Annotated in this window: 19 protein-coding genes; 13 read left to right on the top strand and 6 right to left on the bottom strand. The window is 44.0% G+C overall.

The genetic code is table 11. The features are described from left to right. The first annotated feature begins 177 nt into the window (after positions 1–177). Complete coding sequence (locus tag BMX95_RS23030; protein ID WP_081197842.1) at positions 178–1,092, top strand: restriction endonuclease; 915 nt, start codon at positions 178–180, stop codon at positions 1,090–1,092. A gap of 94 nt (positions 1,093–1,186) precedes the next feature. Continuing rightward, positions 1,187–1,891, top strand: coding sequence for a YiiX family permuted papain-like enzyme (locus BMX95_RS23025; RefSeq protein ID WP_207631501.1), 705 nt, complete (start codon positions 1,187–1,189; stop codon positions 1,889–1,891). A 54-nt stretch (positions 1,892–1,945) separates the two neighbouring features. Here BMX95_RS23025 and BMX95_RS23020 read toward each other — a convergent pair whose 3' ends face one another. The 3 genes from BMX95_RS23020 to BMX95_RS23010 form a co-directional block, all read right to left on the bottom strand. After that, positions 1,946–3,046 carry a HigA family addiction module antitoxin gene (locus BMX95_RS23020; RefSeq protein ID WP_090519580.1) on the bottom strand — a complete coding sequence of 367 codons (1,101 nt, stop codon included), beginning with the start codon at positions 3,044–3,046 and terminating at the stop codon, positions 1,946–1,948. A 63-nt stretch (positions 3,047–3,109) separates the two neighbouring features. After that, positions 3,110–3,430: a type II toxin-antitoxin system RelE/ParE family toxin gene (locus tag BMX95_RS23015; RefSeq protein ID WP_081202136.1), complete on the bottom strand. Its 321-nt coding sequence runs from the start codon at positions 3,428–3,430 to the stop codon at positions 3,110–3,112. A 294-nt stretch (positions 3,431–3,724) separates the two neighbouring features. Next, a complete protein-coding gene (locus tag BMX95_RS23010) occupies positions 3,725–5,323 on the bottom strand; it encodes a glycoside hydrolase family 28 protein (protein WP_081202134.1) in 1,599 nt (532 codons plus the stop codon). Between the two features lie 222 nt (positions 5,324–5,545). Between BMX95_RS23010 and BMX95_RS23005 the strand changes: the two genes are divergently transcribed. The 8 genes from BMX95_RS23005 to BMX95_RS22970 all read left to right on the top strand — a co-directional run bounded on the left by BMX95_RS23005 (position 5,546) and on the right by BMX95_RS22970 (position 14,531). Continuing rightward, positions 5,546–6,940, top strand: coding sequence for a 3' terminal RNA ribose 2'-O-methyltransferase Hen1 (locus tag BMX95_RS23005; protein ID WP_081202132.1), 1,395 nt, complete (start codon positions 5,546–5,548; stop codon positions 6,938–6,940). Between the two features lie 21 nt (positions 6,941–6,961). Next, on the top strand, positions 6,962–9,514 hold the full coding sequence (locus BMX95_RS23000; protein WP_081202141.1) for a polynucleotide kinase-phosphatase: 2,553 nt from the start codon (positions 6,962–6,964) through the stop codon (positions 9,512–9,514). Positions 9,515–9,536: 22 nt separating this feature from the next. Beyond that, a complete protein-coding gene (locus BMX95_RS22995; RefSeq protein WP_081202130.1) occupies positions 9,537–10,529 on the top strand; it encodes an MBL fold metallo-hydrolase in 993 nt (330 codons plus the stop codon). 91 nt (positions 10,530–10,620) lie between these two features. Next, positions 10,621–11,886: a serine hydrolase domain-containing protein gene (locus tag BMX95_RS22990; protein WP_081202129.1), complete on the top strand. Its 1,266-nt coding sequence runs from the start codon at positions 10,621–10,623 to the stop codon at positions 11,884–11,886. A 123-nt stretch (positions 11,887–12,009) separates the two neighbouring features. Next, entirely contained in the window at positions 12,010–12,510 is a 501-nt protein-coding gene (locus BMX95_RS22985; RefSeq protein ID WP_165758996.1) for an IPT/TIG domain-containing protein, read from the top strand. Positions 12,511–12,519: 9 nt separating this feature from the next. Continuing rightward, entirely contained in the window at positions 12,520–13,203 is a 684-nt protein-coding gene (locus BMX95_RS22980) for an NHL repeat-containing protein (protein WP_090519578.1), read from the top strand. Positions 13,204–13,331: 128 nt separating this feature from the next. Continuing rightward, positions 13,332–13,586, top strand: coding sequence for an IPT/TIG domain-containing protein (locus tag BMX95_RS22975; protein WP_133053973.1), 255 nt, complete (start codon positions 13,332–13,334; stop codon positions 13,584–13,586). Between the two features lie 141 nt (positions 13,587–13,727). After that, positions 13,728–14,531 carry a hypothetical protein gene (locus BMX95_RS22970; protein WP_133053972.1) on the top strand — a complete coding sequence of 268 codons (804 nt, stop codon included), beginning with the start codon at positions 13,728–13,730 and terminating at the stop codon, positions 14,529–14,531. Positions 14,532–14,595: 64 nt separating this feature from the next. On the opposite strand, the gene BMX95_RS22965 is transcribed toward BMX95_RS22970, so the two are convergent. Both BMX95_RS22965 and BMX95_RS22960 read right to left on the bottom strand, forming a co-directional pair. Beyond that, on the bottom strand, positions 14,596–16,038 hold the full coding sequence (locus tag BMX95_RS22965; protein WP_081202121.1) for a serine hydrolase domain-containing protein: 1,443 nt from the start codon (positions 16,036–16,038) through the stop codon (positions 14,596–14,598). 136 nt (positions 16,039–16,174) lie between these two features. Beyond that, complete coding sequence (locus BMX95_RS22960) at positions 16,175–16,786, bottom strand: hypothetical protein (RefSeq protein ID WP_081202119.1); 612 nt, start codon at positions 16,784–16,786, stop codon at positions 16,175–16,177. A gap of 227 nt (positions 16,787–17,013) precedes the next feature. On the opposite strand from BMX95_RS22960, the gene BMX95_RS22955 reads away from it, so the two are divergent. Genes BMX95_RS22955 through BMX95_RS22945 form a run of 3 tightly spaced genes read left to right on the top strand, consistent with a single transcriptional unit; the run spans position 17,014 to position 19,974 of the window. Then, positions 17,014–17,868, top strand: a complete 855-nt coding sequence (locus BMX95_RS22955; RefSeq protein WP_081202117.1) for a methylated-DNA--[protein]-cysteine S-methyltransferase — start codon at positions 17,014–17,016, stop codon at positions 17,866–17,868. A gap of 10 nt (positions 17,869–17,878) precedes the next feature. Further along, the gene (locus BMX95_RS22950) at positions 17,879–18,490 is read left to right on the top strand and encodes an alpha-ketoglutarate-dependent dioxygenase AlkB family protein (RefSeq protein WP_081202115.1); all 612 of its coding nucleotides are present in this window, start codon (positions 17,879–17,881) and stop codon (positions 18,488–18,490) included. A gap of 32 nt (positions 18,491–18,522) precedes the next feature. Beyond that, complete coding sequence (locus BMX95_RS22945; protein ID WP_081202113.1) at positions 18,523–19,974, top strand: GDSL-type esterase/lipase family protein; 1,452 nt, start codon at positions 18,523–18,525, stop codon at positions 19,972–19,974. Here BMX95_RS22945 and BMX95_RS22940 read toward each other — a convergent pair. Continuing rightward, positions 19,971–20,951: a GlxA family transcriptional regulator gene (locus BMX95_RS22940; protein ID WP_081202111.1), complete on the bottom strand. Its 981-nt coding sequence runs from the start codon at positions 20,949–20,951 to the stop codon at positions 19,971–19,973. The two genes, BMX95_RS22945 and BMX95_RS22940, sit on opposite strands and share 4 nt — an antisense overlap. Between the last annotated feature and the right edge of the window lie 245 nt (positions 20,952–21,196).

Raw genomic sequence — 21,196 nt, 5'->3', positions numbered from 1 at the left:
ACTTACACGAACCGCCATAATTAAAGAACCCCGGTTGCTAACCTTATTACGGAACCTCGGCGGTTTTTTATGTATTTGAGAATTTTTGTCCAAGGAAATATGTCTAATAAATTAAGTTTAGTATAAAAAATTAGCAAGTCTATTAGTTGAAGTATTTATATAAATCCTGATATAATTATGATCCCTGACTTCCAAACCATAATGCTGCCTCTATTGAAATTTTTAGGAACTGGCCCACAATACCCTATGACAGAAGTTCTTCAAAATTTAAGTAAACATTTTGGATTATCAGAAGACGATTTGAGGGTAAGAGTGCCAAGTGGTCAACAACCCTTATTTAAAAATAGAGTTACCTGGGCAATAAGTTATTTAAAAACTGCTGGATTTATTAATTATCCGCAACGCGGTGTTTATAAGTTAACTGAAAAGGGAAAAGAGTTATTGCAAGAAAAAGTCGATAGCATAAGCATAAGTTATTTAAAGAAACTGAATGATATTAAAAAGTGGCAAAACACTAATGCTGAAGAGAATCCAGACACTTTAATCTCCTATCCAGCTAATGAAGAAGTGACTCCAGATGAATTGCTAGGGAATACTATAAAAACGTTGCATGAGAAATTAGCATTGGATCTGTTGAGTATATTAAAAGGAAAAACTGCTGCAGAATTTGAACGGTTTGTATTGATGCTATTAAATCAAATGGGTTATGGTACCTTAGAAGAGCGGTCATATGAAGTGGTGGGCAAATCCGGAGACAATGGTATTGATGGTATTATTTACCAGGATCAATTTGGACTTGACCGTGTATATGTGCAAGCCAAAAAATGGGCTGATAGTAAAGTGCAATCTAAAGATATAAGGGACTTTATAGGTGCCCTTAGTTTAAAGGGAACTAATAAGGGAGTATTCATAACTACATCTGAATTTACTCCAGATGCGTACAAGACTGCGCAGTTGAATCCTCAAAACAGGATAATCTTAATAAATGGGGTTCTTTTATCAGATTATGCAATTAAACACAATGTTGGTGTACAGATTAAAGCCCAATATGAAGTTAAGACCCTTGATAACGACTTCTTTGAGGATTTATAGAGACAAAAACATGCTAACAATATCAGCGCCTTCATCAATTACAGCTTTTCATAGCCTAATTATTACAGTATATAACCCCTAAGGAATTTCTAAAATGCAGGAAATAAGTAATCAAAAACGTCTAAAGGGTGTGATCATTGTTGGCATTATAAGCCTTTTAATGGTAAGTGCACTTTATTCGCTACAAAAGTCAGAAGAACCTGCACGCAAAACTATTAATACAAATAATAAAATAACGCTACTTGATGAAGGGAAATTTAAAAATGGTGATATCATCTTTCAAACATCCCTTTCTCAACAAAGTAAAGCAATTCAGCTGGCAACAAAATCAAAGTATTCTCATTGTGGTCTTATCTTTAAAAATGGGCAAAATTATTACGTCTTTGAAGCGGTACAGCCTGTTAAAATTACCCCTCTTGACAAATGGATTGCACGGGGGCAAGATGGTAAATATGTAGTGAAAAGACTTATAAATGCTGATCAAATTTTGACAGACACTGTTATTGAAAATATGAAACAAGTATGCAATCGGTTAAAAGGCAAAAATTATGACCTGACTTTTGAATGGTCAGATGAAAGAATTTATTGTTCAGAGTTGATTTGGAAAGTATATAAACGAGGTGCACATATTGACATTGGTAAGCTTGAAAAATTAAGCAATTTTGATTTAGATAATAAGGTTGTTAAAGGTACCATGAATAAACGTTACGGAGATAATATACCAATGAACGAAACGGTTATCTCCCCGGTAGCGATTTTCAAAAGCGATCTTCTAACCACTGTAATATCAAACTATTAGTCGGAAAACTTCAATTTTTTCGATAAGTAATTTAAAATAGAACTTAAGAATGTATCAATAAATAGTATGATCTATTTGAGCTTTTATTCTGTTGTTTAATTCAAAACTTAAACGACTTTTTATAATAGCTGGATGAATTTTCTCCTTTTTAGCTAGATAAATGATAGATTCTTCTTTGTTTTTTATGGGTGATTTGATAAACTCCTTCCAGTTTTCCGGATTAATAAGATGATCATTAGCAAAAGAATCTGCTTCATTCTCTTCTTTGTTTTGATCACTGCTTATATTATCAGATTCTAAATCTACAAATTCAGTGCTTTTGTTGTTTTGAACATGCAGATAGACATGGCCTAATTCATGAAACAGTGTATAGGCAAAATAATCAATTCTGTTATGTGATAAAGTTAATCCGATTACAGGGTTGCTTTTATTCCAATATGTATACCCATCTATTGGACATTTTTCTGGATTTTCAAGTATGATTAACTTAATACCAAACTCAGATAAAATATTTTTGGTTTTACTTACTGTGTTTTTATTTTTCCAAAATACATCTTTTAGCTTTGTAACTAAGGTGTTGACATTTTGCTTATTGAACTTTTCAACTTTTAATTTTGATGCTTCGTAGTTAACTAATTTTGTCCACGCAATCAGATTAGTACTGTCAATTGAAACAGTAGAAGATTTTCTCAATTTATAAAAAGATGCTTCCTTATCTAAATCCAATAATTGGTCAATATTATTTAAGTTGTAAATAGTCTTTATTGTATCAATATCATGGATTGGATTGCCCTTCAGGTATCCCTTTTTCTTTAAATATTTTTCAGGTATACGTTGTTGTATTTGTAGCCATTGTTCAATAGCCATTAACCTTTTTTGTACTTTTTCATTTATTCTTGCGAGGTCAAGCTCATAATTGTTTTGAAGGTTTATCCATATACTAACATCCATATTGAGAGCTTTACCAAATAGTAAAGCCATTTCTGCATTTATCCCTCTTTTTCCGTTAATGATTTCATTTAATTGAGTAGCTTGAACGCCAATTAATTCGGAAAATTCTTTTTGCTTTATTCCACGTGAGTCCAATTCATCCTTTAAAAGCTCACCTGGATGAATGGCAATTGAAGGCGTGAGATTACTGAGTTTGATAGACATATACTTTTTGCGCCCTTAAAAACTGGTTGCGCGCCCAGGAACAATGATATAGGTATATAGGTTTTATTTATAATGATTTGAAATCTCTTTAATTGCTATTAGTAACACATCAAAAGGCTCTTTATCAGAAACTATTTCTTTGAAAATTAACCTGTATTTTGAGTTAATCCTTACCGAACTATAACCAGCCCAATCACCAACCAATTTTTCGTAGTTAAGGCTATTTATCTGGTATAGTTGCTCTATTTTATTTGCACTTCGTAACCAATTAACAGCTTTTATAAATTGTTTTACCAGCTGTGGATTGGATCGAAACAATTTGTTTTTAACCTTTTTTCCTTCATAAAGATCTGCAAGCTCTTGGTCGTTAAATGTAATTTCCATGGCCGTAAATAATAAACGAATATATCCTGAAAATAGTTCACAAAATAGTGAATTAATATCACTTCAAAAATGACTTGTTTATGTGATTGTAAATCAATGATTAATTTAAAGAAGAAATTGAAGATATTGATTTGCATCAATCCGTTACAAGTAACAATTTTCATTTGGAAACCTAAGTTGTTCAAAAATTTAAAATGTTCATGATTCATGAACATCACAAAAAAATGAACAAAGGGGCCCAAAAGCAAAAACCCGCCAGTCTTCACCAGCGGGTTCCAAATATTTTTTAACCAACTACTTCCCTGCCACAACCGCACTCTTCTCCGCCCCATATCCAAACTGCACACTCCCTTCAGCAACTATATCCACCTTAATCTCTTTCGACCTATCCCCATTCACACTGTAAAACTGCGTCGGCGTATTCAGTGAACGCACCTTCACAAACGACAACCCCTGACTATTCTCAATATTTATCAACGGCGAAGTCTCTGTACACTGCAAAGCCACATTAGAAAGCGAAACGTTACTGGCCTCAATGAGATCAGCACCACGGCGCGATTTAATCACCACATCACTAAGACTAATATCCTTAATGCTCATCTCAGGCAATCCACGAATGATCATCGCGCGCGAAGCGCCATCACAGACGATGTTAGAAATATAGAATTTCCTAAACTGCGGAGTGCCCTCATTCACCGGAGGAATCTCCACTTTACCAGCCGCCAGGCTAACAGGTTTGCCGAAGTAGTACATATCGAAGGAGATGGCATCATTCACGATATTGCGCATGTTGATATTCTTGATGTAGATGTTTTCGACAATGCCACCACGACCGCGTTGGGTTTTGAAGCGGAGGCCTACATCGGTACCGATGAAGGAACAATCAGTAACAAAGATATCATGAGCGCCACCGCTCATCTCACTGCCGATGGTGAAACCGCCATGAGCTTTATAAACGATGTTATGGTGAACGTAGATGAACTGGGATGCCTTACCCACCTTACGGCCTTCCTCATCTTTGCCCGACTTGATACAGATGCCGTCATCGCCACAGTCAAGGGTGCTGTTTTTTACTTCTACATATGAGCAGGATTCTATATCCATTCCATCGCCATTCTGAGCACTGGGCTGGTTGCGGACGCGTACCCCATCGAAGGTCACGTGCTCGCAGTATAAAGTGTGTAAGTTCCAGCAAGGGGAATTTTGGAAAGTGGCGTTCTGTAATAATACTTTCTTACAATTCCGGAGCACCACCATATTAGGACGCAGGTAATCTTTTATCGCTGTATAGTCGGTTTTGGGACCTTTTTCATACTCGGCTTTCATATAAGATTCGGAAGGGTACCAGCTGCGTCCGTCAGGCGTTACAACGCCGCCTGAGGCTACGAACTTCTTCCATTCGCCTTCGGTCACTTTATCCCGCTTCACCATCCGCCAAACATCACCATTGCCATCAATAACCCCATCGCCGGTAATGGCTACATTTTCCAGGTCAGTACCGGAAATGGGCGCTTGGTTGCGCACCGTTTTCTTGCCTTCAAAATGACTTTCTATCAACGGGTATTGCGACTTATCGCCTGTAAACTGCAGTACGGCCGACCGGCTTACATACAAATTCACGTTGCTTTTTAGTACAACAGGCCCGGTGAGCCAGATACCCTGAGGTATCATCACCACGCCACCGCCTTGCTTGCTACAGGCTTCAATGGCTTTGTTGATGGACTCCGTGTTCAGGGTCATTCCGTCGGGTATGGCGCCAAATTTCGTGATGTTAAGGGTGTCCTTTTTGAAAATTGGCAGGGTTACTTTGGGCAGGTTCTTCCAGGAATACGTTTGTGCCTGGGTCATAAGAGTCATGCTGGTGGCAATCGCTAGTAATGTTATCCGGTTCATTGTTTGTTTTTATGTCTGGTTGTCGAAAAGACGCGCTGCTCCGGGGTTCCGTTGCACACGGCCCGCTAATATATTGTCATTTGTACATTAATATTAGACTAAAGAAAGGGAAGCTCCAAATTCACAATTACCCTACTTCCTGCTGCTGCCCGCTTCCATCCATAAATACCCCCTCAATGGACCGCTTATGTTTATTTATTAAATTGCTGGTGAATTGATCGTATGCTTTTGACCATTACATCTACCCATCAACCGGCTTCAGACCTGAGCTTTCTGCTGCACAAGCACCCTGATAAAGTGCATGAAGTTGAAATTTCAACAGGGAAGGCCCACGTATTTTATCCCGAAGTATCTGAAACCAGGTGCACCGTTTGTTTATTGCTCGATATCGACCCCGTTGGCCTCGTGCGCCGCAACAGCGGCCCGCGTGGTAATGACTTTGCCCTGGAGCAATATGTAAACGACCGCCCCTACGTGGCCAGCTCGTTTATGAGCGCCGCCATTGTAAAGGCTTTCTCCACCGCCATGAATGGACGTTGCAAGGATAAACCCGAACTGGTAACAGTTCCTATGCCTTTAGAGGTTGAACTGTCCGCCCTCCCGGTACGCGGCGGTGAAGCCGTCGTGAAAGAATTGTTTGAACCGCTTGGCTATACCATCCACCTGCAACGGCATCCCATAGATCCCAAATTTCCCGAATGGGGCGAAAGCCGGTATTTTACCGTCCGCTTATCCAACACCCTAACGGTTCAACAGTTATTGTCGCACCTGTATATCCTGATCCCGGTTTGCGATAACGACAAACACTACTGGATCGGCCAGCAGGAAATGGAAAAACTGCTGGAAAAAGGGATGGACTGGCTGCCCACCCACCCCGCCCGCGAATTCATTACCCTGCGGTATTTAAAACATCAACGCAGCCTCGCAAACCAGGCCATGGAAATATTGTTAAAAGACGAAGTAAGCGAGGATGATGAAGAAGAGACAGTAGAACCGGAACAGAAACTGCGAATACATGATGTGCGGTTGCAGGCCGTACGGGATGAATTGGTAAACGCCCACGCAAAAACAGTGGTTGACCTGGGCTGTGGGGAAGGCAAGCTGCTACGATTATTGTTGGCTGAAAAACAGTTTGAACGCATCTTGGGGATGGACGTAAGCTATCGCTCCCTCGAAATTGCACAAGACAAATTAAAGCTCGATAAACTATCGCCCAAACAACGGGAGCGGATTGAGCTGATACAAGGTTCCCTCACTTACCGCGATAAACGCATCGAAGGTTTTGATGCGGCGGCCCTGGTAGAAGTGATCGAACACCTGGATGAACCACGACTGGCCGCCTTGGAAAAGATCCTTTTCAAGTATGCCAAACTGGTGGACGTGATTATCACTACACCCAATGCCGAATACAACCAGCGCTTTGAAAATTTTGAACCGGGACAAATGCGTCACAACGATCACCGCTTTGAATGGTCGAGGGCCGAATTTCAACAATGGGGCAACCGCATTGCCGAACAATACAACTACAATGTGGTTTATAAACCAGTAGGGGAGGAAGACCCCGAAGTAGGCGCCCTCACGCAAATGGCGGTTTTTAAAACAAGGAATTCATTATAGGAAGTCAGCGATTTGGATCATATGGCAAATAACAACAACATACATATACCGGAATTATCATTGGTGGTGTTGATGGGTGCATCCAGCTCAGGCAAATCAACCTTTGCGCGGAAACATTTCAAACCAACGGAGATCATTTCTTCCGATCAATGCCGCGCCCTGGTTAGTGATAATGAGAACAGCCAGGAAGCATCTACCGACGCTTTTGACGTGGCTCGCTTTATTGCCGGCAAACGCCTGAAAGCCGGTTTATTAACGGTAATAGATGCCACCAACGTACAGGAGAGCGCCCGTAAAGACTGGATCCGGCTGGCCCGCGAATACCACGTACTGCCGGTAGCTATTGTGATCAACATGCCCGAGAAGTTGTGCGTACAACGTCACGAAACCCGCCCCGACCGGGATTTTGGTAAACACGTGATCCCACAACAGATCAGTCAGCTGAGAAGAAGTGTACGACACCTGAAACTGGAAGGGTTCCGGAATATTATTGAATTACGTACACCCGAAGAGGTAGATGCTATTGAAGCGATCATTCGTGATCCACTCTACAACAACAAAAAAGAGGAGCACGGTCCGTTTGATATTATTGGCGATGTTCATGGCTGTTATGATGAACTGGTTGAACTGATCCTGGAACTGGGCTATCAACATACAGAAGGAATATACAGTCACCCCGCCGGTCGTAAACTGGTTTTTGTGGGCGACCTGGTTGACCGCGGTCCAAAAACACCTGAGGTGTTAGACCTGGTAATGACCAACGTAAAAGCCGGTACCGCTTTTTGCGTTCCCGGTAACCACGACGCCAAATTAGTCAAGTGGCTGAAAGGAAAAGACGTAACCATTGCGCATGGCTTGCAGGAATCTATTGATCAGTTAAATAAAAAAACACCTGCCTTTAGAGAGGACGTAAAACAATTTCTGGATGGACTAATAAGTCATTATGTCTTTGATGGCGGCAACCTGGTAGTGGCACATGCCGGCTTACGGGAAGAAATGCATGGCAGGGGTAGCGGCGCCGTGAGGGATTTTTGTATGTATGGCGAAACCACCGGTGAAATTGACGAGTTTGGTTTACCCGTTCGCTATAACTGGGCGGCTGAATACAAGGGAAAGGCTATGGTGGTGTATGGCCATACCCCCGTACCCGAACCGCAATGGCTGAACAGAACGATCGATATAGATACCGGTTGCGTATTTGGCGGCAAGCTGACTGCCCTGCGTTATCCGGAGAAAGAACTCATGAGCGTACCATCTCAACGCGAATACGCCGTATCAAAGCGTCCCCTGCATAAAAAAGAAGGCCAGTTGTCGCTGCAACAACAACACGACGATGTGCTGGACATTGCCGATGTAACAGGCAAGCATATTGTTGAAACATCCTATGGCCATAAAATAACCATCAAAGAAGAGAACGCCATCACCGCCCTGGAGGTAATGAGCCGTTTTGCCATCAACCCCAAATGGTTGATCTACCTGCCACCAACGATGAGCCCTTCTGAAACAAGCAAACTCGATGATTACCTGGAATACCCAACAGAAGCGTTTGAATATTACCGAAGTGTGGGCGTAGAGAAAGTAGTATGTGAAGAAAAACACATGGGCTCGCGGGCAGTGGTAATAGTAGGCCGCGATGAAAATGCCATCAAGCAAACATTTGGAATAGAAAATGAAGGCATTGGCACCGTATACACCCGCACGGGCCGGCATTATTTTACCGACAAAAAAACAGAACAGGATTTTCTGTTGGAAGTAAATGATGCCCTGGAGAAATCCGGGTTCTATGACCGGTTCCAAACCAGTTGGGTTTGCCTCGATACGGAGTTGATGCCCTGGAGTGCCAAGGCACAAAGCCTGCTGGAAACCCAATACGGCTCCGTAGGCGCTGCTGCCAAACAAAGTTTACACAGCGCCGTAGCTGCCTTGCAACAAGCCACCACGCGCAATGAAGCCGTGTTCTCGCTGTTGCAGCAATACAAATTGAAACAACAGCAAACCACGCAGTTCATTGAAGCTTATTGCCGGTACTGCTGGCCAGTTCATCGCCTCACCGACTATAAGCTGGCGCCATTTCATATTCTGGCCACCGAAGGAAAAACCTGGGTGGACCAGTCGCACGAATGGCATATGGAAAACATCCAGCTGATCTGTGAAGAAGCCCCCGCCGTATTGCTTTCTACCCCATATAAGATCGTTGACCTGAACAACGAAGCCAGTATACAGGATGCCACCAACTGGTGGTTGTCGCTAACGGCAAAAGGCGGCGAAGGCATGGTAGTGAAACCTTTCGATTATATTCATACCAACAAAAAAGGACTGGTTCAACCCGCCATCAAGATCCGGGGACAGGAATACCTGCGCATTATCTATGGACCGGAATATACCACCCCTGAGAATTTGAACCGGTTAAAATCGAGAGGCCTGAGCACCAAACGCTCCCTGGCCTTACGCGAGTTTGCCCTGGGCGTGGAAGGATTGGAAAGATTTATAAAAAAAGAACCTTTGCGCCGCGTACATGAATGCGTTTTTGGCGTATTGGCATTGGAAAGTGAACCGGTTGATCCAAGGTTGTAGTTCAATTACCTAACTTAGTAACATGAAATTTTTACACCCCGCTATAAAGGAAGGCAAAAAATTTTTGAACCCGGTACCTACAAACATCGAGACCGATACCAGTATTTGGGCCGTGTTATGGAAGTACATGACCAATAAGGCGGAAACCACCCCGAAAAAAAGGTTAGGTCCTTTTGCTACGGATGTATCGAAATTTCAGCAGGCGCCGGCATCGGGGTTGCGCATAACCTGGGTAGGTCATTCGAGTTTATTGATTGAAATAGATGGCCTGCGCCTGTTAACCGATCCGGTTTGGAGCGCCCGGGCTTCGTTCTCGCAATCAATTGGGCCGAAAAGGTTTTTCCCAGCGCCCTTATCGCTGCAAAACCTGCCACCACTCGATGCCATTATCATCTCGCACGATCATTACGATCACCTCGATAAACACGTGATCCCGTTCTTCGCCAATTCCAACGTACCATTCTATTGTTCTGTAGGAGTGGGCCAGTATTTACAGGAATGGGGCATACAACAGGAAAGGATAAAAGAAATGACCTGGATGGATTCCTTCCAGATCACCCCTGGCTGTAAGCTCACAGCATTACCAGCACGCCATTTCTCCGGTCGAAAACTGACCAACCGGTTTGAAACGCTGTGGTCGTCGTTTGCGATAAAAACAGCTAACCATAACATTTACTATGGCGCCGACTCAGGCTGGTATGATGGCTTTTTTGAGATCGGGGACGCATACGGTCCATTCGATTTAACCATGCTGGAAATTGGCGCTTACAATACAAGCTGGGCCGATATACACATGGGACCTGATCATGCCACCAACGCCCACCTGGCTTTAAAAGGAAAACTGATGATGCCCATCCACTGGGGCACTTTTAACCTGGCTCTGCACCCCTGGTACGAACCCATCGAACGTATTTTGGCGCTGGCTAAAGAAAAGCAGGTTCAATTGTTTCTGCCCAAACCCGGGGAGCCAACCGAAGTTACCGGAGCTGCCTATAATTCCCATTGGTGGGTGTAAAAAGCAGTTTGTCTAAAAGGATCGAATGGTTTCCTGAAATAGTTTTAAATTCAGGGAACACTTTCGCAATGAAAGATTAAAAAAAATTGCAATGAAAAAAACGATCCTTGCCATCCTGCCTGTCCTGCTTATTGCAAGCGCTTTTCAATTATCAACTACCCATAAAAACAAACCGGCGTTTATTGTTACGCCTGATGTAAAGAACCGCATTGACGCTACCTTAAAAAGATTTACCGATTCCGGCAAAACAGCCGGCGTTTCTGCCCTCATTTTTGAAAAGGGAAAAGAAGTGTATTTCAATGCCTTTGGGTATGCAGACCGGGAAGCCAACAAACCTATGGACCGCAATACCCTGGTGCGCATTTTCTCTATGACCAAACCGGTAACGGGTGTGGCGCTAATGACGTTATACGACAAAGGCGCATTTCAGTTAGATGATCCGCTTTCGAAGTATTGTCCCGAGTTTACGGACATGAAAGTATACAAGGGTGTTGACGCCAGTGGCAACCTAATTCTGGAGCCTGCCAAACGACCTATAACCATTCGCGATATCACCCGCCACACAGCAGGGTTCGCCGGTACAGACATTCCCGCCCTCGCCGACCTGGTGAAAAAAGCCAATTATATGGCCCCGACCAATACGTTGAGTGAAATGGCTAAAAAGCTGGCCAGTCTGCCCCTGCAGTTTCATCCCGGCGACCAATGGGCATATGGTCCTTCCGTTGATGTACAGGCTTACCTGGTTGAAAAGCTATCAGGCAAACCATTCGATCAATACGTGAAGGAAACCATTTTAGATCCGCTGAAAATGACCAACACGCGTTATGTAATACCCGAGAATGATCGCGGCCGGTTTGCCGCTTTATATAACAGGAGCGACGCGGGCGTGTTAACACGCGTGCCTGATGAACAGGCCAATTCTTTCAATACAAAAGACTGGGCGCTGAAGCCTGGTGGTTTTGGCCTTACTGCTACCCTCGATGATTATATGAAGTTTGCCCAAATGCTGGTGAATAAAGGGCAACTGGGTAAAGTGCGCATACTGAAAACCGAAACAGTGAAGTTAATGTCGACCAATCATTTAAGTGATACCATTACGCAGCGCCTGTGGCTGCCCAGCAAGGGACGCGTTGGTTTTGGAATTGATTTCGCCGTGCGCACCCAGCCACCTGCCAACAAAGAAGAGAACAATGGGGTAGTAGGAGAGTTCTTCTGGGATGGCGCAGCCAGCACTGTTTTCTGGGTTGATCCAACTAACAATCTCACCGCTGTTTTATTTACGCAGCTGGTTCCCTTTGATAAAGTGAAGTTGCATAAGAGTTTCCGGGATGCAGTATACGGTGAGTTCCAACCATAGTTTCTGGGAAAAACATCATGAATAAATGAGAGAAACCTCATGTAGGCAATTTTTAGGGATGATGGCCGTTTAACCCCGGTTAACAAACCCTAATTAAACTACATACTTTTCACGATGTACCTTATGAAGTATAAGCCATTTGCTTTTATATTAGGCGGCCTCTTAGTGTTCTCCGCCTGTAGTAAAGATTCAGATTCGGATTCAAATTCAAACACAGGGCCTGCCCCGGTTGTAGACCCGATTGGTATTGGCGCTGCCAAGCCAAATGATACCCTGACGCTGAAAGGTCAAAACTTTAGCACGGGGGCCAACGGAAATGTCGTAAAGGTCAATGATGTGGCAGTCACTATTATTAGTGCCACCGCAACAGAAATTAAGATAGTGATACCCGCCACGGTTGCTCCGGGAATGTATACTATCACCATAACCGCTAATGGTAAAACCACTGAAATAGGTCAGATCGCCATCAACCCTTTAACCTATTATATGATTAAGGGGGTATTTACCAACGGTTCTGAATACCAACTGATAACTATCAATACACAAACCGGCGCTGAGTCGCTGGTGGCAAGCCTTGGTAAAGACAGGCTCAATAGTGTGATCTACTATCCGCTTGATAATTAAATTTTGGGTGTGAGCGATTCGGGCAGCGTACTAACCAGGATAAATGTAACTACCAAACAGGTAACTTCCTTCCGTCTTCCATCGAGCGAGACTAAGGGCACCTCGCAACTGGTAGTTGATAAAAGCAACAACGTGTATGGAATTACCTACGATTGGACCAGCGCCATGCAAACGCAAACCCTTGTAAAAATACAACCCAGTACCGGTGTTGTTACTCCTATTAAATCATTTGTAGAGGATGATGATTGGGTTGAACCAGTTTATTTGCCTGCTACCAATGAAATAGTTGGCTTAATGAATGATGGAAGAAGATTGTTTAAAGTAAACCTTACTACAAAAGATACGATTGGAATAAACTTACCCGGATCAGCCAGTGCCGAATACCGCGAGCTGATAGTTGATAATAATTCAAACTTATTCGCTTATAAAGCCCGTCTGAAAGGTGATGTTTCAGATGTTGCAAAATTGGTAGCGGTCAATGCTGCCACCGGCCAGGAAACAATACTGAAAGACTTACCCGTTGATGGTAAATTTCAGGACAATATTATAATTGTTCCGCAGTTAGGCGGTTTCGTTGGTTCCTGGAACCAAAGTGCTTTATACAAGATCGATGTGAATTCACCATTTGATCTCACTTCGCGTTCGCTTGGTACCGGAAACGGCAATACGTATAATTATTTTACTACGAATTAATTTATAGCAACAGAAAAGGTCCCCGTCAGCTCAGCCTGGGGACCTTTTTCTATTTAAGGAGTAATGCAATTTTTGGTAGGGATATCCGTTAGTTTCCGGTTAGCCAACCTTTAAATTTTATATTTTTTATGACGTACCTCTTAAAGAACAGGTCCCTAGCCGTTATGTTAGGCGGGCTGTTAGTTTTTTCCGCCTGTAAAAAAGATTCGGATTCAGATGCTGCCCCTGCACCAGTTGTTGACCCTGTAACTGTTACTGATGCAAAGCCTGCCGACACATTGACCCTGAAAGGCCAAAACTTCAGTGCTACTATAACCGGAAATACTGTAAAGGTCGGCGATGTGGAAGCTACTGTTGTAAGCGCCACCGCAACTGAAATTTAAATAGTAATACCTGATATACCTACAGCAGGTACCTATGTTATTACGGTAACGGTAAATGGTAAAACCACTGAAGTAGGTTCTATTGTAATTACGCCTTTAGTTTTTTATGTGGTTAAGGAAGATTGGACAAACGGTCCAAATGTGGATTACAAGATAATGACCATGAATCCCAAGGATGGCAGTGAATCGCTGGTGGCAAGTGTTGGCAAGTCCAGGATCACTAGTGTGGTATACGTTCCTGCCTCAAATGAAGTAATGGGAGTAGCCGACAATGAAAAACTGGTGAGGGTAAACGTAGCCACCAAACAAGTTACTACTGTTACGATTGCGCTTCCGCCGGTTCGGGATGTCCTTATTAGCGATCTGGTGGTTGACAAGAATAACAACCTGTACGGAATTAGAGACGATTGGAGCGGCCCGCAGCAAATACTAACACTGGTGAAGATAGATCCGGCAACAGGAAATAATACTGACGTTAAAGCATTTGTGTCAGCTGAAACCTGGTATGAACCGGTATATATTCCTGCCACTAATGAAATAGTTGGTATAACTAACAGTGGAAAAAAATTGCTAAGATTGAACCTCACTACAAAAGACACTGTTGGTGTTGACTTGCCCGGATCAACTGAGATCCCATGCCGGGAGCTGATTGTCGACAATAAGTCGAATTTATTTGCTTATAAAAATAATTTTTTTAGCATTAACAATGGCGATGTAACTGAATTAGTGAAGGTGAATGCAGTCACCGGCCAGGAAACCTTACTCAAAGTCCTGCCTGCTGGCGGTGAACAGGACGTCAACCTTTTATTTGTTCCGCAATGGAACGAGTTCATAGGCATCTGGGATCAAAGTAGTATAAACCGGATCAACGCAACCACATTCAACATCACACCTGTTACGATTAAGGCCGGCCCCTATAACTATATTGATATCATTTCTAACTAACATTAACTGAAAAGGTCCCCCTGGCTCAGCAAAGGGGGACCTTTCTTATTTATAAACTTTCTAATCATTTCTTCAACTGTTCCAGCATCCACTGGGCATGCGCATTCTTCGGATCCAGTTGTACTGCCTTTTCATAATTCTCGATCGCTTCTTTCTTCTTACCGGTCCGTTTATAGGCATCGGCCAAACTTTCAAAAGCTGTTGATGAGTTGGGATATTCCTGGGTATTCAATTCGAAAATTTTAATAGCTGCAGGCATCTTTTTCATTGACCGCAGGTCATTGCCTACATAGTTCAACTGGCTTTCATCAAATACCAGCCCCGGGCTTCTATTCGCCTTCATACCCTTATATTCATCGATGGCTTTATCTACGTTTTTGTTTTTTACTGTTTCCAAAACAAAATCATGCAATGCCCAGATATAACGATAGGGTTTTACAGGAACAGCAGGCATTAAAATATGATACGCCAGATCATTGATCTGGTTCATGGAATTGGCCAGGATCACCACGCCTGTTTTTTTAGTTCTATTCAACAGGATGATTGATTTGTAACCACCGGTAGTGCCATCTTTCCATAAGTATTCATCACCATCATTGGCTTTTTCCAGCGTCCAGCCCAGGGTTACCTGGCCTTCATTTCTTCCCTTTGAAATGTGGGGAACATGAGACAACTGCATGGCAGCGTACAGGTCAGTTTTCACCAGTCCCAGGTTAGCGGCGGCGAACGTCAGCAGGTCGTTGATATCTGACCGGATGGCGCCTGTACCCGCAATGGCCGGCATGTCCCAGTTCTTTACCGGTGCGCCATACTCGGAGTGGCCGCCTGCCAGTTTTTTTAATTGGTCGGGGTTTAAAGTAATGGTGGTGTTGGTCATGCCCAGGGGGGCGCAGATCCTTTCTTTTACCAGCGTTTCAAAAGGTTTGCCTGCAATCAGGGACAGGATATTGCCCAATAAGCCATAACCGGGGTTGGAGTATTGAAACCAGGTACCGGGCGCATAATCGAAATTGGAGCGGCTTACGTAATTGTATAACTGCTCGGTAGTATAATCGGCAAATGGGTTGTCCGGGTCTTTGGGGTCCCAGTTATCCGGCATGCGAGGCCAGCCCACCGAGTGGGAGGCTAAATGTTGCAGGGTGATTGGTTTTCCTTTTATCACCGGAACAGTTACGCTGGCGGGAAGGTATTTTGAAATGGGTTCATCGAGGTTCACCTGTTTCTTTACCGCCATATCGGCCAGTAAGAGCGAGGTAAACACCTTGGTAACAGAACCGATCTCATACATAGTATTGCCATCGGGTTTGCTTTCTTTTTTATCGTCGAAATTACCTGCCCCCACAATCTGGCGGTTGCCGGTAGCATCGATGGTTCCTACCACAATACTGGGGCACCTTTTAAGTTGAACTTCCTTGTTGATAATGGTGTAAATGTCGTCGGCAGCCAGCTGGCCAAAACCGATGCTGCAGCAAAGGATGAGTAAGAGACCGGTAAGTGTAACTTTCATGGTTTTAAACAGGATTAAAAAAGTTGTAATGGATAAACGACGACAATATACAAAAGATGTTGTTTTTCCCTAAAAAAAGGCCCCCTCCCAATGCATCGGGAGGGGGCATATTAAAATAAGATTAGAAGTACTGGTTTTATCGCCCGTTGGCCTTTAGCACCACCACGTCTTTCTGCACCTTGTCGTCGTAGGTTTTTTTGATGATGTAGTGCCAGTTGCGTTCTGCTACATCTACAAAGAAGATCTCGCCTTTTTGATGGGCCGCTACGGCGTCCTGTACTTCTTTCGGGAACATCAGTTCGCCAAAGAACCAGTCGGTATCACCCTTAGTGGTATTGCCATCCATCGTGTACTGGTCACTCAGATCGTCCCACTTGGCGCCGCCATTGGCCTTGGTTACGATCAGTTTTTTCATACTGTCTATTTGGGAAGGCGACAGGGAGCTGCCATCCAGGAAAATATAACTGGCGCGGTAAGCGATGGATTCTTTTGCTTCCACCACTTTGTAGGTAACATACCCTACGGAAAAGATATCGCCCTGTTTTTGACGTAATAACCGTTTGTCAATAAGCGATGTGTCCTTACCATAAGTGAGGCGTAAAATGGCCGGTTTAATATCCGGGTTGGCATCTACGAACTGTTGCGCCTGTTGTGCATTTCCGATCTTTTGAAACTTATCTACCAATGTTGGTTGTGCAATAGCGGCTGCTGTAAAGAGCACTAATAAAACCGACAAGCTGAATTTCATATATTATTGTTTTCTGTTGTTTTAATCACGTTCCGGGTAGCTAATAAACAAAAGCAAGGACAAGAAGTTTTGGAAGTTACTATTTTTTGCCTGATCCGGATACGGCGTTTTTAGAAATAAATTGATAATTATTTGCAAAAACTCAGCCATTTTTGTGGTTAACTGAGCAAGAAACGGGTTTTACAGCCGGCTGCGGTTACGGAGTTTTGCTGTATTAAATCGAGGTTATGGAAAAGCAACAGGAAATAAATTATAACCGGATAGCCGAAGCCATCGACTTTTACCGGCATCATTTCAAGGACCAGCCGTCGCTGGATGTGGTGGCCGAACATGTACACGTAAGCCCCTTCCATTTTCAACGGATGTTTAAAGACTGGGCCGGCGTTACCCCCAAACAATTCCTGCAATACCTGACCCTGGAACATGCCAAACAGGTATTGAAAAAGGGGACTGAAGTTACCTTGCTGGATGCGGCTTTTGAATCGGGTCTTTCCGGCACCAGCCGCCTGCACGATCTTTTTATAAAAGTAGAAGGCATGACCCCGGGCGAATACAAGAACGGGGGCGAACAACTGGCCATCAATTACAGCTTTGCCGAAAGCCCATTTGGTACCATCATAATCGCATCTACCCACAAGGGTATTTGCCATATGGCGTTTGTAGATGAGGCTGAAGAAACGGCTTTGCAGGAATTGAAGGACCAGTTCCCCAATGCAAAATACCGCCAGCTTTCGGATGTAATCCAGCAAAACGCCTTGTTCATTTTCACCCAGGACTGGAACAAACTGCATGAAATAAAACTGCATTTAAAAGGCACGCCCTTCCAGATAAAAGTATGGGAAGCCCTGCTGCGGATCCCTATGGGCGAGCTGATAACCTATTCCGGTATTGCGGGGAAACTCAACAGTCCGCAAGCCTCCCGGGCCGTAGGTTCGGCCGTAGGCAGTAACCCGGTTGCTTTTTTAATTCCCTGTCACCGGGTAATAAAAGCAAACGGCGAATTTGGCCAATACCATTGGGGACCTACCCGCAAAAACGCGATGATCGGTTGGGAGGCATCAAAACTTTCTTCAGCAATTTAAATGCAGCAGTATGGATCTGTTCAATCAGTATATAGACGAAACAATAAACTATTTACCACAGGATGGCACCGTTAACTATTATGGTAAACTATTAACCATTAAACAGGCCAACCATTATCTTGACAAGCTGTTAACCACCATTCACTGGAAAAACGACGAAGCCGTTATTTTTGGCCGGCACATCATCACCAAAAGAAAAGTGGCCTGGTACGGTAACGACAATTACGACTATACCTACTCCAACATTACCAGGCAGGCGTTAAAATGGACAAAGGAATTGCTTGCATTAAAACAGCTGGTAGAAGAAAAGACCGGCAATTCATTTAACTCCTGTTTACTGAACCTGTACCATAACGGGGAGGAAGGCATGGCCTGGCACAGCGATGATGAAAAAACACTGGGCGAGAACTCCGCCATTGCCTCTTTTAGTTTTGGGGCGGAACGCAAATTCTCGTTCAAGCATAAACAAACAAAAGAAACCATTTCCATGATGCTGGAACATGGCAGCCTGCTGGTGATGAAAGATACCACCCAAACGCATTGGCTGCATTGCCTGCCCAAATCAAAACGCATTACTACGCCCAGGGTAAACCTAACTTTCAGGACTATGATGCAGCCGTGAATTAAAAATGCCTTATTTTAGTGGGCATACATATGAAAAAGATAGCGCCCAACCATTTCCTGATCGTTGTTTTACTGTTAGTACATTCAGCCGTTATTGCCCAGAAAACCATTCGAATTGCCTGTGTAGGCAATAGTATTACGGCAGGGGCCAGGCTGGCGCACCCGGAGAAAGAAGCCTATCCCGCGCAGTTACAGCAAATGCTGGGTGGTGGATATGAAGTGATGAACTTTGGCAACAGTGGTAAAACCGTGATCAGGAATTGCGATCGCGCTTATATGTCCACACCAACTTATCAGCAGGCGTTGAAAAGCAACCCGGATATTGTTTTTATAAAACTGGGCACCAACGACAGCCGCCTGCCGTACCGCTTACAGATAGACAGTTTTGTTGCCGATTATAAAACACTGGTGCACTCCTTTCAAGATCTGTCTACACACCCACGCATTATTTTGTTATTACCGGTTACCTCTTATAAGGCAGATACCTCCCTGCAAACGGAGCAGGCTATTGCCAGATTAATTCTGCCCCGCGTCAGACAGGTGGCCTTTGAGGAAAAGCTGGAGCTGGTGGATCTGCACAGCATCACCCAGGATATGCCGGCTACCTTTCCCGATAGTTTGCATCCATCGGCCCAGGGTGCTACCATCCTGGCCAAACGTTTATACGAGGTGTTGGTTAATAAAACAGACAATTCGTTCGACATCTTCAAAAAAATAAAGGAGCCAATCACAGTTTCTTCTTACTATGGATATGAATGCGCCGATTTTACTTTCAATGGCAGAAAAGCAAAAATTGTAAAACCCCGTCGGGCTGCTGAGGGCAAACCCTGGATTTGGAATGCCCGTTTTTGGAATGTAGAACCACAAACTGAAATTGCCTTGCTGGATCGTGGTTTTCATGTAGTGTATTGCGATGTGGCTGAGTTGTTCGGAAATAAGGAAGCGATCACCACCTGGAATAAATTCTACGACATGCTGGAAAAAGCCGGTTTATCCAAAACAACCTGTTTGGAAGGCTTTAGCCGCGGCGGGATCTACGCCTACAACTGGGCAACACAAAATCCCCGTAAAATAGCCTGCGTGTATGTAGATGCTCCGGTGCTGGATGTAAAAAGCTGGCCTGGTGGTAAGTTAAGCGCTAAAGGCAGCGCACCTGAATGGGAGGCCTTTAAAAAAGATTACGGTTATACCAACGATGAACAGGCGCTTACCTTCAAGGGCAATCCCATTGACAAAGTACCGCAAATTGTACAGGGCGGTTATCCGATGTTGCATGTGGTAGGCGATGCGGATAGCCTGGTGCCGGTAAGTGAAAACACGGCCATCTTTGAAAAACAGGTATTGGCCATGAATGGCAACATCACAGTGATCCATAAACCCGGTGTGGGTCATCACCCGCATAGCCTGGCGAATCCAACCCCCATTGTCGATTTTATTTTGAAGGCTACACATAAGCAGGTGGTGTTTCCGGAAGTGCATTAAACCTCCACAGCTTCCTTATTGTATTTATTGCGGTATTCGATAGGCGATAAACCTGTGATCTTTTTGAATACAGTCCGGAAAGCTTTGACGTCGGAATAACCAACATCGTACATTACTTCGTTCACATTTTTGCGGCTGTTCTCCAGTTGTTTTTTAGCCGCTTCAATTTTTACCCGTTGTATGTATTCGATGGGGGTATTGTTGGTTGCTTTTTTAAACCGGCGAATGAAATGCCGTTTGCCGATGGCGTATTTAATGGCCAGTTCTTCTACCGAAATACGTTCGGCAACATTGCTTTCTATAAACTCCTGGGCTTGTTTTATGGGCTCGTCCTCATGTTTTTTCTGACCATTGAACATGATGAACGGTGATTGCGTTTTGCGGTCTATTTCCAGTGCATATACTTTGGCGGCCATGATGGCCATTTCACGACCGGCATGTTTTTCTATCAGGTGCAACAGCAGGTTCCAGTAGCTGGAGGCGCCGCCGCTTGAATAGATGCCCTGTTGTTCTGTTACAATGCGGCCATCAACCAGCGTTACTTCGGGGAACATTTCCCGGAATTCATTGGCGGTAAGCCAGTGGCTGCTGCATTCTTTTCCATTCAACAGTCCGGTAGAGGCCAGCAAAAATGCGCCGATGCACAAACTGGCCACTTCAGCACCCTGGTGGTATTGGTCAACGATCCAGGGCAGGAACGCTTCATTTTTTTTAATAGCTCCTTTCAGATCGCCTCCTATGGCGGGCACCAGGATCAGATCTGTTTTTTTAACGTCGCTGATCAATGCATCGGCATGAACCGTAAAGGTGCCATTGTGCAATTGCACTTCTTTGGTTAGTCCTACCAGCTGCACTTTAAAAGCCGGTTGCTTGCCCACTGAGGCCAAAAATTCGTTCACCCCGGTAAAAATAATCCGCGGGTCAACTATACTTGCCATTACCGAATCGTGCGGAATGAGAATGCTAACGTGTTTCATGTTATAGCAATAATTCGTTATGTAATTAGCTGTAAGATATAAGGGTAAGCATTAAGCAAATACAGCTCTGCGCGGCCTTCAGGCCTCCCCCGGCCCCTCCGGTGGAGGGGAGAAATACAGCCCCCCGCTTTTATTCAACCTGTTAACTTGTCAACTGGTTAACATTTCAACCCTATCTCTGCCTTCTGCTTCGCCCGCCGGAGCCTTGGCGTAGGAGGGCCCTCGATAAAGGTACTAAACAATAA

The sequence above is a fragment of the Niastella yeongjuensis genome, assembly GCF_900110245.1.
Lineage (GTDB): Bacteria > Bacteroidota > Bacteroidia > Chitinophagales > Chitinophagaceae > Niastella > Niastella yeongjuensis.
The sequence above is the reverse complement of the archived record's forward strand: the minus strand, read 5'-3'. Positions and strand labels throughout refer to the sequence as shown.